This is a genomic window from Hymenobacter agri (assembly GCF_054778495.1).
Genome location: NZ_BAAGZM010001293.1, coordinates 1 through 547 on the forward strand (window position 1 = coordinate 1; position 547 = coordinate 547).

A 547-nucleotide genomic window follows, 5' to 3' on the forward strand; every position below is an offset into this window, starting at 1 on the left:
GGCTGCCTGGCCGGGCTGGCTGGTTTGGGCCCGCGCCGCCAGCGTGGGCAGCAGCAAGCTCAGGGCAAATAGGAAAAGCGCGTTCTTCATAGCAGGAGCGTTCTGGTAGCGGGCCGAAGGTGGGCGGCGGCGCGGCCCACGGGCGGACTCAGCCCAAACCCCGTGCCACGGCACCCGCGGCGCATTACCCCGGCAGCAATTCAACAAGCAAACTTACGCGGCCTGCATGATGCGAACATGATAAGCCCACGGCCCATTTTCAGGCAAAAGCCCCGCCCCGGCGCACGGCCGGAGCGGGGCTAAGAGCCACGGTTTCATGCCGAAGCGCGGCGGCAGGCTATTCCTTCACCAGGCGCTGGGTGTGGCGGCCGGTGGCATCGGAGAGCTCCAGGAAGAAGGGACCCTTGGGCAGCGTCCGCACGTCGAGGCGCTCGATGCCGGCGGCCTGGCCCTGCAGCAGCGTCTGGCCCAGTGGGTTGAAGATGCGGTACTGCACGGCGCCCAGGCTGGCGGGCAGCGTCAGGGCGTCGGTGCTGGGGTTGGGGTA

At 68.6% G+C, this 547-nt stretch carries 1 protein-coding gene; it reads right to left on the reverse strand.

Translation table 11 applies throughout. The annotated features are described in order from the left end of the window. Positions 1 to 337 precede the first annotated feature (337 nt). Positions 338 to 547, reverse strand: a 210-nt coding sequence (locus ACYVDE_RS25865; protein ID WP_460504362.1) for a T9SS type A sorting domain-containing protein, incomplete at its 5' end; no start/stop codon positions are given.